This is a genomic window from Zoogloea sp. LCSB751 (assembly GCF_002028455.1).
Lineage (GTDB): Bacteria > Pseudomonadota > Gammaproteobacteria > Burkholderiales > Rhodocyclaceae > Zoogloea.
This window is the reverse complement of sequence record NZ_MWUM01000015.1, coordinates 1-13,317: the sequence shown is the minus strand read 5'-3', so window position 1 is coordinate 13,317 and position 13,317 is coordinate 1. Positions and strand designations below refer to the sequence as shown.

The 13,317-nt window shown below is 61.2% G+C and carries 13 protein-coding genes, 1 tRNA gene and 1 pseudogene; 12 read left to right on the top strand and 3 right to left on the bottom strand.

All coding sequences use genetic code 11. The features are described from left to right. Positions 1-421 precede the first annotated feature (421 nt). The 9 genes from B4920_RS16340 to B4920_RS16300 all read left to right on the top strand — a co-directional run bounded on the left by B4920_RS16340 (position 422) and on the right by B4920_RS16300 (position 8,420). Complete coding sequence (locus B4920_RS16340; protein ID WP_079435701.1) at positions 422-766, top strand: Mor transcription activator family protein; 345 nt, start codon at positions 422-424, stop codon at positions 764-766. 129 nt (positions 767-895) lie between these two features. Then, positions 896-1,096: a hypothetical protein gene (locus B4920_RS16335; RefSeq protein WP_079435700.1), complete on the top strand. Its 201-nt coding sequence runs from the start codon at positions 896-898 to the stop codon at positions 1,094-1,096. Positions 1,097-1,124: 28 nt separating this feature from the next. Next, on the top strand, positions 1,125-1,670 hold the full coding sequence (locus B4920_RS16330; protein WP_079435699.1) for a hypothetical protein: 546 nt from the start codon (positions 1,125-1,127) through the stop codon (positions 1,668-1,670). Positions 1,671-1,683: 13 nt separating this feature from the next. Beyond that, on the top strand, positions 1,684-2,790 hold the full coding sequence (locus tag B4920_RS16325) for a hypothetical protein (protein WP_079435698.1): 1,107 nt from the start codon (positions 1,684-1,686) through the stop codon (positions 2,788-2,790). A 93-nt stretch (positions 2,791-2,883) separates the two neighbouring features. Next, positions 2,884-3,156, top strand: a complete 273-nt coding sequence (locus B4920_RS16320; RefSeq protein ID WP_139379534.1) for a hypothetical protein — start codon at positions 2,884-2,886, stop codon at positions 3,154-3,156. After that, a complete protein-coding gene (locus tag B4920_RS16315; protein ID WP_079435696.1) occupies positions 3,140-5,860 on the top strand; it encodes a tape measure protein in 2,721 nt (906 codons plus the stop codon). Before B4920_RS16320 ends, B4920_RS16315 begins: the two co-directional genes overlap by 17 nt. Beyond that, positions 5,857-6,411 (top strand): hypothetical protein, encoded by a 555-nt coding sequence (locus B4920_RS16310; RefSeq protein WP_079435695.1) that lies wholly within the window; start codon positions 5,857-5,859, stop codon positions 6,409-6,411. Before B4920_RS16315 ends, B4920_RS16310 begins: the two co-directional genes overlap by 4 nt. 156 nt (positions 6,412-6,567) lie before the next feature. After that, on the top strand, positions 6,568-7,212 hold the full coding sequence (locus B4920_RS28865) for an alpha/beta hydrolase (RefSeq protein WP_139379533.1): 645 nt from the start codon (positions 6,568-6,570) through the stop codon (positions 7,210-7,212). After that, positions 7,209-8,420: an XRE family transcriptional regulator gene (locus B4920_RS16300; protein ID WP_079435693.1), complete on the top strand. Its 1,212-nt coding sequence runs from the start codon at positions 7,209-7,211 to the stop codon at positions 8,418-8,420. Before B4920_RS28865 ends, B4920_RS16300 begins: the two co-directional genes overlap by 4 nt. A 558-nt stretch (positions 8,421-8,978) precedes the next feature. Here B4920_RS16300 and B4920_RS16295 read toward each other — a convergent pair. From B4920_RS16295 to B4920_RS16285, 3 genes are all read right to left on the bottom strand, one after another. Next, positions 8,979-9,055 (bottom strand) — tRNA-Pro (locus B4920_RS16295). A gap of 54 nt (positions 9,056-9,109) precedes the next feature. Next, positions 9,110-10,060, bottom strand: a complete 951-nt coding sequence (locus B4920_RS16290) for an alpha-E domain-containing protein (protein WP_079435692.1) — start codon at positions 10,058-10,060, stop codon at positions 9,110-9,112. A 2-nt stretch (positions 10,061-10,062) separates the two neighbouring features. Beyond that, positions 10,063-11,481 (bottom strand): circularly permuted type 2 ATP-grasp protein, encoded by a 1,419-nt coding sequence (locus tag B4920_RS16285; RefSeq protein WP_079435691.1) that lies wholly within the window; start codon positions 11,479-11,481, stop codon positions 10,063-10,065. A 245-nt stretch (positions 11,482-11,726) separates the two neighbouring features. On the opposite strand from B4920_RS16285, the gene B4920_RS16280 reads away from it, so the two are divergent. The 3 genes and pseudogenes from B4920_RS16280 to B4920_RS30970 form a co-directional block, all read left to right on the top strand. Then, positions 11,727-12,437 (top strand): pseudouridine synthase, encoded by a 711-nt coding sequence (locus B4920_RS16280; protein WP_254050966.1) that lies wholly within the window; start codon positions 11,727-11,729, stop codon positions 12,435-12,437. Between the two features lie 155 nt (positions 12,438-12,592). Continuing rightward, positions 12,593-12,945, top strand: a pseudogene (locus B4920_RS30500) (IS5/IS1182 family transposase); the annotation flags it as partial. A gap of 295 nt (positions 12,946-13,240) precedes the next feature. After that, on the top strand, positions 13,241-13,317 hold a 77-nt coding region (locus tag B4920_RS30970; protein WP_139379456.1), incomplete at its 3' end, for a transposase DNA-binding-containing protein.

Genomic DNA, 13,317 nt, shown 5'->3' with positions numbered 1-13,317 from the left:
AACACGGTGCAACTCGTTGCATGTGCAGACCGCGGCACTGCAACGCAACGCAACACCACCCTAGAGGGGGTGTTGCGGTGTTGCAGTGTTGCAGCCCTCAGACGATGAATTTGAAAAATTTTGCGCGTTGGCTGGTTGGGTCATTCCGCACCCCCGCCCGGTCGCAGATGGCAGCCCGCGGGACTGTCGAGAGGTTCCGGCGGCGGGGCAGGGGGCGCGTGCCAAGTCTGGCTCGTGCTGATATTCGGGGTAGGCGCCTTGCGCTTGGCCGCGGGTCCTCCCTGGCCTCTCTGCACACGGGGACGGAGAGCCTTGAGCTTCGACAGTTTTCAGGCCCCCTAGGGTTGTTGTTTATGTCGATGCAAATGGTCTTTTCTCGATCTTCCCGCCCTCTCGCCTTCTCCGCCTGGAGCAGCCGTCTATGAACGCCCCAACCCCACCGCGCGTCGTCGCGTCCGAACGCCTTTCCCTGCTCCAGGTGCTGACTGAAACGATCCAATCCGACGCCGGCCTCGAGGAGCGTGCGGCCCGGGCACTGGCGGCGAAGATCGTCGGGAAGGTCCGACACCGCATGTGCGGCGAGGCGCTCTACATCGCCAAGCAGGACCCGGAAGCGCACACCGAACGCGACATGGCCATCCGCCGGGACTACGACGGCAGCCGGGCCAGCCGGGAGCGCCTGCAGCTGCGCTGGGACATCAGCCGGGCGACGTTCTACCGAATTCTCCGTGAGCCGGCCTGCGGCCGTTCGCCTCTCGAACGGTAGAACTCCCGACGTCTAGATCGAAGCCCGGCCACTCGCCGGGCTTCTTGTTTTTGTCTCACGCCACCCCCTGAAAATGAGACAGCCCCACCGGCAACATGCATTTCACCGCAACTGCATGGAGTCGGCCAGATGCCCACCTCTTCAAGCCCCCGCCCCAGCTACGCACTGAGCACCGCTGAGTTTGCCCGGCAGGCCGGGGTTACCCCGGAAGCCATTCGGCGCGCTCTTTCCGAGAAGGGCAGCTACTTCGGCGCCGTCCCGATTCGCCGCCCGAACGGCCGCTTCCTGTGGCCGTCGGCGTCGCCCGAAGTCCGCCCGTCGCAGTCGTAACCCCTCATTCCCTACCAGGAACCCAGCCATGAAACCCACCGACACCCTCAAAGCCATTGAAGAACTGAAAGCCCAGCGCGCCCGCGTGCTGGACGCCATCGAGAAATCCGGCCCGGAGCTCGAAGCCGCCCAGGCCGACCTCGCGAAAGTCCTTCGCGAGCATCAAGACGTGCAGCACGCCTTCATCCGGGGCCTGTCCGACGAGCGGGCCTTGATGGCCGCCAAGGACGCCCTCGAGGCGGCCCAAAAGCGCGTCCAGGAGAAGCGACAGGCTGCCACGGCCACCCAAGACGTGATTGCCCAGGTGGGCGGAGAAATCTACCAAGCCTCCATCGCTCATGACGCCGCCTTGCGTCGGCGCTCTGATGAACTGATTGCTCCGATCAAGGCCCGCCTGGCCGGTGACAAGAAAGTCCGCAACGCCCTGCTCGAAGTCTTCGGCTTGATCGCCGCCAACAGCACGCAGCCGGGGATTGTCGATTGGGATTCGATCCTCACCGACTGCTTCCCCTGGCCTACCGAAAACGAGGCGGCTGCGGCTGTCGCCGACGGCAAGAAAACCGTCCTCTCCTGAAAGGCGTCCAACCATGGCAACCCCACTCGACATCCTGCAGCGCCGCCCGACGGACGAAGCCATTGCCTCGCTCTCACAGCGCGCGGGCCTTACCGGTCCGGATGCGGCCCCCGGCGCCCTGCATGGTGGCAGCCTCCTCGATCACGCCCGGGCCTCTCTTCGGCGCGCCAGCATCAATCCTGACGGCCGCACGGCGGAGGAAGTCTTTGCCGCGGCCTTCACGCAAGGCGTGAGCGACTTTCCCGTACTGCTGGAGAACGTCGCCCACAAGGCCATTCAGAAGGGCTTCGCAACCCAGCAACCGACCTGGCGGCGGTTTTGTGCGGTCGGCCAGGTCATCGATTTTCGCGACCATCCGCGGGCCCGTGTTTCGTCCATCGGTAACCTGAAGCCCGTTTCCGAGCACGGCGAATACGTGAACGGCTCGATCCCCGATGCCGAGCGGGCCCGCGTGCGCGCTGGCACGAAGGGCCTGATCCTGAACATCAGCCGCCAGGCCTTGGTGAATGATGACCTCGCCGCCCTGACGGACATCGCCAAGGGCCTGGGCGAATCCGCCGGCCGTACGTTGGAGTCGGATGTCTATGCCGTCCTCGCCCTGAATGGCGGCCTGGGCCCGGTTCTCGAGGATGGCAAGACGCTGTTCCACGCCTCCCGCGGCAACTACGTCGCGCCGGGCTCTGGCAGCATCCCGAGCTACGCCGCCTTCATGGCGGCCGTCAGCGCCATGGCCAGCGTTCGGGGTGTCGGTGGAGACGATTACCTGGCGCTGCGGCCGTCGATCTGGCATGGCCCACTCACGTACACCGGCATCGTTCGCCAATTGAACGAAGGCGAGCACATCGCCGACCCGGCAACGGCGCTAGCGAAGGCGAACGGCTTCCGCAACACCTTGCAAGACATCGTCGGGACGCCGCGCCTGACTGGAACCGCCTGGCGGATGTTTGCCGATCGGATGGAGGCGCCGGTTCTCGAGGTGAGCTTCCTGAATGGCGTCGAAGAGCCGACCGTGGATGCCCAACCCGGTTTTGATCTGGATGGCGTTCGCTTCCGTGTCGCCTTCGACTACGGCGTGACCGCCATCGACTGGCGAGGCGCCTACATGAACGCCGGGGCCTAATTCTCCGTGAAGGGGCTTCGGCCCCACCCGTGCCGGCCGGCGGCTGACGGTCGGCACACGCGCACCAGGGACGCCATCGGGAGTGGCAGTGAGGTGCGCACCTCCCATCATCGCCCGCGCGCCGCCATGCCCATTCAAGACCCACCATCTGTTTCACCCCAAGACTTCAGCGCCATTGCCGGCTTCATTGACGTTCTGGGCCTCGAGTTATCGACTTCTGCGAATCCGTTGCGGAAATTGATCGGGCTAGTCCTCCGTCGGCATGCCCGTGACGTCGCGACCATGCTGGCCGCGAAGGTCCATGAATTTCAGCCGGAAGCCGCCGCCGAACTGTTGAAGGGGTACGCCAATGGCTCTTTTGAGTGATGATGAAGTCCGACTCCGCATCTCAACCGAGACCACCGGCGGCGCAGCCGTCGAACAGCTTGCGCAAAACATCGACCAGCTTTCGACCCAGGGTGGAGAGGCGGCGCCTGCGCTCGGTCGTCTTGCCGGCGAACTGCGCCGCATGCAGAGCGATGCGGAAGCGGCCAATGCCAGCGTGGGCAGGAGCAGCAGCGGCCTCGGCCAGTTCGTCACGCAGCTGAAGCCGATCGCCGGTGCCATCGCTGCCGCGTTCGGCGTCCATGAGGTCGCCCGGATGGCGGCGGATTTTGATTCGCTCGTCCGGTCCATGGGGGCGATCCAGGGTGAAGGCAGCAAGGCAGCCCAGGAGGTCGGCTACATCACTGACGCCGCCCGTCGGTTGGGCCTGGATTTGGAGAGTACGGCCAAGACCTACACATCCTGGCTCGCCAGCATCAAGGGCACGGCGCTTGAGGGTGAAGCCGGCCGGCAGGTCTTCGAGGCCATCGCCGGCAGCATGTCGAAGCTCGGCAAGAGCGCGGCCGATACCGAAGGGGCAATGCTGGCCCTCGGCCAGATGGTCAGCAAGGGCACGGTCAGTATGGAGGAGCTGCGCGGCCAGCTCGCCGAACGCCTGCCAGGTGCGCTCCAGGCGGCCGCCGACGGCGCTGGCATCACGACGGCCCAGCTCATCAAGATGGTCGAGTCGGGCAGCGTGTTGGCCGAGGATCTTCTGCCGGGCATGGCTGCTCAGCTCCAGAAGCTCTACGGCAACAAGAGTGCCGACGGGTTTGTTGCGAGCTGGAACCGCCTGACTGGCGCCATTACCGAGGCCGTCGGGCGCGTCGCGCAGACCGAGGTTGTGATGACGAGCGCCGGCGCCGTGATGGGAACCGTCAAGGAGACCGTGCTCATTCTCGGGACGGGTGTAATTACCGTCGCGGAGGGCTTCGGGCTGCTGGGCAAGACGATCGGCGCCACGGCGGCGGCGATTACGTCTGGCAATTGGTCCGGCCTGCGCGAAGAAATCAGCAAGATGGCTAGCGAGTCCGCCGAGCGGATCAACGAGTTGGCCAGCAAGACGACAACCGCCACGCTGGTCCAGAAGGCAATGGGCCAGGCCGTCGCAGAATCGGGGGCGCAGGCGGCGGCCGCGTCGCCCAAGTTCCTGCAGATCCAGTCCGCCTACACGGAGGTCAACAAGGCTGCGGCGGCCTACACCGAGCTGGCGCAGAAGGCCGTTGAGGCCCGCGCCGCTGAAGCGGCTTCGGCGGAAGCCATCGTCAATGAATTCGGGACTGAATCCCAGCAGCGCGCCGAAGCTGCGCGCCAGGCGGAGATTCAGGCCGCTGCCCTGCAAAAGCTGGCCGAGGCGAAAGATGCCCAGGCCAAGATCAGCGCGTCGCAGGTGGCCGCGGTGAAGGAGGAAGCCGATGCCGTCGTCGCTGCCGGCGGCAAGATCAGCCAGGCCAAGCAGGACGAGATCAATAAGCTGGTAGAGGCCACCAAGGCCAAACAGGAGGATGCGGCAAAGGCCCTGGCTGCCGCCGAGGCGGCGAAGATCCACGCGGCAGCGACTGAGGTCGAGACGCAGACCTACGCCGACAACAGCAAGCGAGTCATCGAGCTGCGAGACGCCTGGAAGGTGGCAACGGCTGCGGCGGAAGCACTGCACGCGGCGGTGAAGGTTGGTGCCGCCACGAAAGAGGAAGCCGCTGCGGCGGATCTCAAGGCTGGCCAGGCCGCCAAGCTGTACCGGGACGCCACGGCTGACGCCACCGAGGCGGCCCAGCAGCGGGCGGCCGTGCAGAAGGCGGAATCGGGCCTTGCCCAGACAGCCATCCAGAACGACCTCTACCGGGCGAATACCATCCTCGAAGTGGCCAAGCAGCGGGGGAACGAGAAGGACATCGCTGAAGCGCAGATCGCAGTCTGGCGAATCGAGCTGCAGATTAACGAGGCGCAGGCTGAAGCATCCCGCAAGGAAGCCGAGGGGATTCTGCTGGTCGCGAAGGCGAAGCGGGCCGAGCTGGAGGCATCCGACGCCCTAACGCCTGCGAAGAAGGCAGAACTGGCTGTCATGGAGGCCAGCGCCAAGGCCAAGCAGCTGGAGGCCGAGAAGTACGACCTAGTCGCTGATCGTATGCGATCCCTGGCGTATGAGACGAAGGAGTTGAAATCTACCTTCGGCGATTTGTCGTCTTCCGCTGATCAGGCCGCAGCATCGGCCGACCGTGCCGCCGCCAGTTACGACGGGCTGGCTTCGTCCATCCGCGCCGCCGGCCAAGCGAAGGACGGCTTCGTCACGAACACCAAGGGCGAGACCGTTACGACCGGCCCCAACGTGACCGATCTCGCCGCCAGGAACACCCAGACGCCCGAGCAGGCCCGGGTCTTCGAAGAGGTCTTCAATTACTACTACCAGAAGGCCTCACAGGACCCGTCGAACTACTCAACGACACAGGGCCTGCAGTATGGAGCTATCGAGCGCGCTGCCACGGCGGCGGCAACCGCGGAGGCCCAGCGACGCACGGCGGCCTCGGCAAGCAGCGCGGCGAGCAGCACGACGACGGCCGACGGCAGCGGCTTCAGATACGGCAACGCCGGTAGAACGGTGACGGTGAACATCAACACCAGCTCAGGCACGCGGGCGGTCAACACGACGGACCAGGCCAGCGCCGACGCGCTCGTGCGGACCTTGCAGGAGCTTGCCGGCCGGTCATGACGCAGTATCCGTTTCCCCGTGACAGCGAGATCAAGAGGGTTTTCCCCTGGAGCCCGCTGCCTGAGGCGCTCAAGGCCTGCTCACTAGCCGGGACGGCATATCACGAGGCCGGTCATGTGGTCTTTCTGGAGTGGGTCGGACTACCGGTGCGGAAGGCTACCGCCACGGCGTCTGATGGCGGCCGGACCTTGTTTGAAATTCCGGCTATCGAGAGCGCAGGCCAACCAGAATCCTTGCCGGAGCACCTGGCGGGTGTCGCGGCGGCATTTCACGCCGGCATCTGCGCTGAGCTGATCCACGCGGGGATTTCATGGGATGGCATTGTCCGCCGCGACGACATGGACTGGAAGATGGCCGCCGAGGTTCTGCACCCGACATTCGGCCCTCGCAGCTCCGGACACGGATACGCGCAGCGGCTGGCCTTGGCGGTGCTGTCCGCGAGGTGGGCAAGGGTGACCGAGGTCGCCCAGGAAATGATCGAACGTGGAAGCTGGGAAGCTGCTGGATTCAGTGAAGAGGCCTGTTCTGCCGCCAAAGCCGACACGCTTTGACCAGCTGGCGGCAGCGGCCTTCAAACGGTCGAAGACCATCGCTCGGAAGTCAGCATGTTGAGCGTGTCGCGAAACTAAAATTGACGTTGACGTTTTATAACGAAACTTTTAGGCTGTTGTTTCCCATTTGGCGAAACGTTACCGCGAGAAAAAACAATGACGGCGCTGTCCTCAAAAAACATCCACAAACTACTGATCAAGAATCTTCCGCGGGACTTGGTCCTTGCTATTGAAGAGGCTCTTGCAGGCGCTGCGAAGATCGCCTTTGAATCGACGGCAAAGTCGCATCCTGGCCATCGCGCGAACGAACTTGGAAATGCTCGTTACTTCCGTGCAAACGAAGCATTTTTTGACGTGCTTGCCACTTATGGCGCATCACCTACACCATTGCATGGAAATGGTTTGGTTGTAGGCCATGCCGGCGATTTCAAGCTCGCGCGCTTCAATGTTCGCGTCGGTCCGTGGTATAACGCGCGCCGCAGTCGTAAGCGTATGGCCCTGGTACAGGGGAATGAATACATCGCGGAGCTTGTTCAAGGGAGTCTGTTCGAGAGTGAGGAACAGCAAGTACCGAGCGGAATCGTCTTCTTCGTTATGGAGTTTGGCGAGACTGCGGCAGAGCGCCCATTGGATATTCTGATCGCGGTGCCAGCCCCGGGAATGAAGAGCTGGTTGTACTGCGAATCTATCAGTACGTTTGTGCAAGGCTACAGTGAGCCTTCCCATCAGGACGACGTGGCTAAACCTGTTCTCAAGGCGTCCGTTAAAAAGAGGAAGGACAACGAAGGTGGAACGACGTGAAACGAGGAATCAACGGGTTTGAACCGGATCGCCTGACACAGGCACTGGCCGCCCGGCGTCAGTCGCAAGTGCAACTCGCGACGATGGTGGGAGTCAGTCCTTCCACGGTAAGCAAGTGGCGTTCTGGTCAGCAGTCGCCCGAGCCCGAAGCGCTTGAGCGGCTTGCTTTGGTGATGAACGTGACGCCGGAATGGTTCACTCGCCCGGTGATCGGGAAAACCACACCTCCGCTTTTTCGAAGTAATGCTTCTGCTCACGTTGCAGCAAGAGGGATGCTTGAGGCCCGACTGGAGTGGGTCCAAGAAATCGCGTTGCTGTTAGGCGAGTTCGTTGATTTTCCCGTGGTCAATATCCCGGAACGGGGCTTCAAAGATCCAGCCGAAATTACATCGGCGGACATCGAGGCGGCAGCGCAGGAGTGCCGGGAGGTGTGGCGCTTGGGTTCCGGGCCGATCCCTGATGTAGCTCTTGCGCTCGAGAATGCAGGCGTTATCTTGGCTCGAGAGGAAACTGGCGTTGCCCAGATCGAGGGGCTCTCGGCTTGGAGTGAGCCGCTTGCTCGCCCCTTGGTGTTGCTTTCCTCGGATAAGGGGAACGGTTTTCGCAGCCGGTTTGATGCGGCGCATGAACTCGGGCACCTCGTCTTGCACAAGCACATCCCTAAAGCGTCGGCGCCGGAACGTCACAAGGAGATGGAGCGTCAGGCACATCGTTTTGCGGGAGCCTTTCTTCTGCCGGCTCAAAGCTTCGCTGCGGAGGTTCGGATGCCCGTCACCCTGGATAGCCTTTTACTGCTCAAACAGCGGTGGGGCGTTTCGGTTGCGGCAATGGTCATGCGCCTGGAGGCGCTGGGCATCATTGATGACGGAGAGAAGCTCACGCTCTTCAAGCGTCGGTCTGCCCGCTGGGGGGTAAAGGCCGAACCAGGTGACGACGGCTGGCCTCCTGAGAAGCCTCGCCTTCTCCGGCGTACCGTTGATTTGCTGATGGAGGCTGGGGTAATGCCGCGTGAGGGACTGTCCCGGCACCTAGGGTTGTCCAATCGTGATATTGAGGCACTAATGGGCCTGCCATCCATGTTCTTGGATGGTTCTGCTGAAGTCGTGGAGTTTGCACGGCTTAAGGAGGCGCCGGCCAAAGGCGTCGTTGCCAGGGGGGCGTTGTCCGCAAGTGTTTTGAGCTTCGCTCGAAGACGAAAGCAGTCCTAACACAACAACAATAAAGCCTGCTTTATGCGGGCTTTATTGTTGTGAGCCATACCATTTAAGTGCCTCGGCAATCGAATTTTTGCGATAGATTTCTGATGTGCTGGCGCCCGGCGAGGGAGGCCGCGGATCAGCTCGACGCGAGCCCCCCTTGCCTTAGGTCTTGGCAGAGCAAGCCGAAGGCGGATGATGCAGGTTAGGCGGCTCGCTTCACCCCGTTGAGCCATTCGATGTGCTGGCGGGCCTCGTCGCGGAGCATCCGGGCCGAAGCCATTGCCATGCGGAGTAATGCCGCACGCTGTACGGGGTTTTGTCCCCAGTGCGGGGGCAGGTAGCGGGGATGCCGAAATCCGCGCCGTTACTCGCTCCGCGAAAAACACTAGGGTGGAGCTTTGATCGAAAACGGTGGCAGGGAATCCGCAAGGAATGCAGATCGCAGGAAACCCTCAGACAAAAGGGGGCTCGAGTGTCACCGGCGCCAAGGTGTCACCAAAAGTGTCACCGCTGGTGCACAAAAGCAAAAAGCCAACTCCGAAGAGTTGGCTAAGTGCTTGTTTCTTTTGGTCGGGGCGGCGGGATTCGAACTCGCGACCCCTTGCACCCCATGCAAGTGCGCTACCAGGCTGCGCTACGCCCCGACAAGCTGCGCATTATAGACATGTATTTCGAGCTTGCCAAGCCCTGATTGAATTTCAAGCACGCGTGGGAATGAGAAAATCCTCGGAAATGCGGCAGCCGAGGTCGAAGATGCGATCCCGGAAGTCTTCCAGGTAGTTGCGGAAGCCGACCTCGAAGATGCGCTCAATGCGACCAAAGCGGAGATGAGACTCCAGTTCGCCGGCCAGTCTTTCGGTTTCGGCGGAACGTGCATTCGAGACGCGAGTCAGATTCGAGTAAACCTCCTTCATGCTACGGGCCAGCGAGCGGGGCATGTCGGCGCGCAGGATCAGAAGCTCGGCAACCCGCAGCGGAGTGATCTGGTCGCGGTAAACCTTCCGGTATACCTCGAAGGCCGACACCGACTGGAGCAGGGCGCTCCACTGATAATAGTCGGTCGCGTGCGAGGCGTCTTCGTCTGAGCCCGGCAGTAGGTTGAGATACTTGACTTCAAGGATGCGCGCCGTGTTGTCGGCCCGTTCGAGGAAGGTGCCAAGCCGGATGAAGCGTAGTGATTCATCCTGCAGCATGGTGCCGATTGTGACGCCGCGAGATAGATGGGAGCGGTATTTCACCCACTCAAAGAACGCGCCAGGCCCGTTCTCCCAGAGTTTGGCGGCCGTTAAGTCACGTATCTTCAGCCAGGTTTCATTCGATGTTTCCCATAGCTCCGACGTCAGAGTGCCGCGTACCGCATGGGCATTTTCACGGGTTGCTCTCAGGCAGCGGTAGATGCTGCCGGGGTTGTCCTTGTCGAAAATCATGAATTCGAGAACAGCCTCGGTGGTGTGGCGCGGATGCTTGGCAAGGAACGTATCCTGAAGTTCCATGATCTTCAGCATGCCCGCCCACATGGGCTCCACGTCTTCTCCATTCTGGGGGAGAAGTGACAGTCGGTAGGTTACGTCCAGAATACGGGCGGTGTTCTCGGCGCGTTCCATGTAGCGCGCCATCCAGAACAGGTGATCAGCGGTGCGGCTTAGCATTTTCAGGCCTCCAGTACCCAGGTGTCCTTGGTGCCCCCGCCTTGCGAGGAGTTCACCACCAGCGATCCTTCGCGTAGGGCGACGCGAGTCAAACCACCGGGGACCATCTGGATTTCAGTGCCCGAGAGCACGAATGGGCGCAGGTCCAGGTGGCGCGGTGCGATGCCGTTTTCCACGAAGGTGGGGCAATTCGAGAGGGCTAGCGTGGGTTGTGAAATGTATTTGTCAGGATTTGCTTCGAGATGTTTGCGGAAAGACTCGATCTGTTCCTTGGTGGAGGCGGGGCCAACCAGCATTCCATAGCCTCCCGCTCCGTGAACTTCCTTGACGACCAGCTCGGGCAGATGCGCCAGGGTGTAGGCTAGATCTTCCGGTTTGCGGCACATGTAGGTCGGCACGTTGTTGAGGATGGGCTCTTCCCCGAGATAGAAACGAATCATCTCGGGTACGTAGGGATAGATGGATTTGTCGTCTGCCACGCCCGTACCGATGGCGTTGGATAGAGTGACGCGACCGGCCCGGTACGCCTTCAACAGGCCGGGTACGCCGATCATGGAGTCTTTGCGGAACGCCTGCGGATCGAGGAAGTCGTCGTCGACGCGGCGGTAGATGACATCGACGCGGCGCGGACCTTGGGTCGTGCGCATGAAGACCTGGTCGTCCTCGACGAAGAGATCCTGGCCTTCAACCAGTTCCACGCCCATCTGCTGTGCCAGGAAGGCATGTTCAAAGTAAGCGCTGTTGTATGCGCCAGGCGTCATTACGACCACCGTCGGATCTGCAACGCCAACCGGCGCAACGCTGCGCAGCGTGTGAAGCAGCATGTCCGGATAGTGTTCCACGGGGGCAACACGGTGTCGGGCGAAGAGTTCGGGAAAGAGCCGCATCATCATGCGGCGGTCTTCGAGCATGTACGACACGCCTGACGGTACCCGCAGGTTGTCTTCGAGCACGTAGAACTCACCGGCGCCCGCACGGACGACATCGACCCCCGCAATGTGTGCGTAGATGTCGCATGGAACATTCACGCCCTGCATCTCGGGGCGATACTGTGCATTCTTCAGCACCTGGTCGGCAGGGATGTGTCCCGCCTTCAGGATTTCCTGATCATGGTAGATGTCATGAATGAAGGTGTTTAGCGCTTTGACGCGTTGGCGCAGGCCGGCTTCAAGGCTTTTCCACTCTTTGGCGGGAATGATGCGGGGAATGATGTCAAACGGGATCAAGCGCTCGGTGCCGGACTCCTCTCCGTATACGGCAAACGTGATGCCGTAGCGGTGGAAGAGGGCGTCCGCTTCCGCTCTCTTGCGCTCGATGCGGTCCGCCGGAGTGTCGTTAAGCCACTTGGCATAGCCGGCGTAATGCGCGCGGACACTCCCGTCGTCCGCAGTCATTTCATTGAAGAATTTTGTGATGGCCATTAGCGCTCGCCTATTGTGTTGTAAAGCGGAGATACCACTTTCTATATAGCTAAAAGCATGCCAAGCAAAAAACCATAGTAAACAAAAGGCTTTGCAGGTTGTGTGCTGCGTTATGCACCATGACGGTGCCTTGGCACTGACATGGGGATTGGCTCCTGCTGCAATTCGGTGCGCATGTTCAGAGAGGCATTTTGCGAAGCTCAGTTCGCCCGGGGCAACGCGTCACGGCGATGAAATGTGCCAGAATGCTGGCCCGGATTTTTGAGGCTGGTTGGATGTGTAGCGATCGGTTGTCACCCCGTCCTTTCAAATATGCCCCACCACTGGGGATGCCGGAGGTCGTTTTTCGGGACGACAGCTTTCTGGTCCTTGATAAGCCGGCCGGCTTGCTGACTGTGCCAGGACGCGGTGCTCAGCATGAAGACTGCCTCGCCTCTCGTGTGCAGGCTCAATATCCCGCTGCGCGAGTCGTGCATAGACTCGACTTGGCAACTTCTGGACTGGTCGTCATGGCGATAGGCCGCGAGATGGAGCGGCGCTTGAGCATTGCTTTTCAACAGCGTCTGGTTGGCAAGCGCTACATCGCCGTTGTTTCGGGTGCGTTGCCGGCGGAGCAAGGCTCCGTGGATCTGCCTCTCATTGCCGACTGGCCAAATCGACCGAGACAAAAGGTTGACCTGGAGTTGGGCAAGCCATCAGTGACGCAATACTCGGTTTTGGCGTACGACTCGACATCCCGTATCAGTCGCGTGGAGCTTCGCCCACTTACTGGCAGGTCGCATCAGTTACGTGTACATATGATGGCGATCGGTCATCCCGTTCTCGGTGACGAGCTCTATGCGAACGATGCTGTGCGAGATGCAGCCCCAAGGCTGTTGTTGCATGCTGCAGGCCTTGTTATTCAGCACCCGTTGGATGGTCGGCTCCTTTCGTTTGCTGTTGAGCCGCCTTTTTGACGTGCTAACAGTATGATGCGGAGCCCACAGATCGACCTGGCCAGTCATTTGTCTGGCTGGATGTCTGGAAGCCCAGGCTCTATGCTGACGTGCGGTGAGGCTTGATTCCCCCGCCCTTGATGTTCAATTAGCTCTCGGTCGAATTCCGGACTTCCGCCGATCGTCCATTGTGACCCATGATAAATCTGGCCGATTCGGAGCTGTCGGTCATTTCGGCGAAGCTGGGTGAGCTTTGCGTCAAGGGGGCGCTCCTCGCACTCGGATCGGTAGTTCTGTGAGCAGCGCGATCACAATCTGCTGCTTCGCCGCTGGGCCTGGAGTCGGGTGGCTGGATCTGTCCAACTTTAGCTGCCTGCGCCAACGTCCAGTGGAAACCGACATTGCTCGGCGTTTCTTCGGTGAGGTGGTGCGCCTCGTGTGCAAAGACAAGCTGCGCTCGTCCGATCACTTCACCTTGGATGGCGCATTGATCGACGCTTGGGCGTCCTTCAATAGTTTCAAGCGAAGGCCTGCGACGAGCCACCCAAGTCCTTGCGTGGAGGATTCTAAGGGTGAGATGCGTGTTGTTTGTCTTGGTGGACAACTCACCGCGTGAGCGCCCGGCTTGGTCTTGGTGCGTAGTGTTTCTTGTGTCCCTTGTGCGCGCTTATGGCTTCCAGGTCCGCATCGCTCTGGAATGCGAACGCGATTCGATCCCAGATGCCGTTGGCCTCCCATCTGGCAAAGTGGACGGTAAGCCCATCCCCTTACACACAACTCTCCAGCCTGTATGCTTCATGCCAAATAATTGACGAGGCTGGCTAATGAGTTGGGCGAGAGACGAGTTCGGGACGATACAGCTGGGCGATCGGCGGTTGAACAAGCGAGCGGTTCTGCTGGC

Coding starts and splice junctions, on each gene's coding strand:
- B4920_RS16280 (WP_254050966.1), top strand. CDS start 11,727: ATGCTGGCCCGGATTTTTGAGGCTGGTTGGATGTGTAGCGATCGGTTG.
- B4920_RS16310 (WP_079435695.1), top strand. CDS start 5,857: ATGACGCAGTATCCGTTTCCCCGTGACAGCGAGATCAAGAGGGTTTTC.
- B4920_RS16290 (WP_079435692.1), bottom strand. CDS start 10,060: ATGCTAAGCCGCACCGCTGATCACCTGTTCTGGATGGCGCGCTACATG.
- B4920_RS16285 (WP_079435691.1), bottom strand. CDS start 11,481: ATGGCCATCACAAAATTCTTCAATGAAATGACTGCGGACGACGGGAGT.
- B4920_RS28865 (WP_139379533.1), top strand. CDS start 6,568: ATGACGGCGCTGTCCTCAAAAAACATCCACAAACTACTGATCAAGAAT.
- B4920_RS16340 (WP_079435701.1), top strand. CDS start 422: ATGAACGCCCCAACCCCACCGCGCGTCGTCGCGTCCGAACGCCTTTCC.
- B4920_RS16330 (WP_079435699.1), top strand. CDS start 1,125: ATGAAACCCACCGACACCCTCAAAGCCATTGAAGAACTGAAAGCCCAG.
- B4920_RS16335 (WP_079435700.1), top strand. CDS start 896: ATGCCCACCTCTTCAAGCCCCCGCCCCAGCTACGCACTGAGCACCGCT.
- B4920_RS16325 (WP_079435698.1), top strand. CDS start 1,684: ATGGCAACCCCACTCGACATCCTGCAGCGCCGCCCGACGGACGAAGCC.
- B4920_RS16315 (WP_079435696.1), top strand. CDS start 3,140: ATGGCTCTTTTGAGTGATGATGAAGTCCGACTCCGCATCTCAACCGAG.